Annotated in this window: 1 protein-coding gene and 1 pseudogene; both read left to right on the top strand. The window is 68.9% G+C overall.

What is annotated here, in order from left to right:
- Positions 1-160, top strand: a pseudogene (locus A985_RS29005) (FAD-binding oxidoreductase); the annotation flags it as partial.
- Positions 160-668: FAD-binding protein (locus A985_RS24420; RefSeq protein ID WP_157211371.1), on the top strand; the 509-nt coding region annotated here is incomplete at its 3' end. The pseudogene A985_RS29005 and the gene A985_RS24420, both read left to right, overlap by 1 nt.

Below are 668 nucleotides of genomic sequence, written 5' to 3'. Positions count from 1 at the left end.
GGAAGAGCGCGATGCCTTCTTTGGCGTGAAGCGTGCCTTCGACCCCGCCGGCCTGCTCAACGCCGACAAGGGCATTCCCACACGTGCGCGCTGCGCCGAGTACGGCAAGATGCACGTGCGCGGCGGCCTGTTGCCCCATCCCGAATTGCCGAGGTTCTGATGTCGCAAGCCCCTTCCCTCGCGTTGCCCGACGTGGATACGCAAGCGGCGGCGCAAGTGCTCGCCGCGATACGCGAGCGCGTGCTCGCCGCCACCGCCAGCGGCACACCGCTTGACATCCAGGGTGGCAGCACCAAGCACTGGTACGGCCAGACGCCCACGGGCGAGCCGCTCGACATGCGTGCATATCGCGGCATCGTTTCGTACGATCCGGCCGAACTGGTGATCACCGCCCGCGCGGGCACGCCACTGACCGAGATCGAATCGGCGCTGGGCGCGCGCGGGCAGATTCTGCCGTTCGAGCCGCCCCATTTCGGGTCAGGGGCAACGCTCGGCGGCTGCATTGCGGCCGGCCTTGCCGGCCCTCGCCGGCCGCACGTCGGCGCACCGCGCGACTTTGTCCTCGGCGCCGTCGTCATGAACGGTCAGGGCCAAGTGCTGCATTTCGGTGGGCAGGTCATGAAGAACGTCGCGGGTTACGACATCTCCCGGGTGCTCGCCGGCGCGCT

This window comes from Pandoraea sp. B-6 (assembly GCF_000282835.1).
In the GTDB taxonomy this organism is placed as follows: domain Bacteria; phylum Pseudomonadota; class Gammaproteobacteria; order Burkholderiales; family Burkholderiaceae; genus Pandoraea; species Pandoraea cepalis.
Note: the sequence above shows the minus strand (reverse complement) of the source record. Positions and strands in the feature narration are given on the sequence as shown.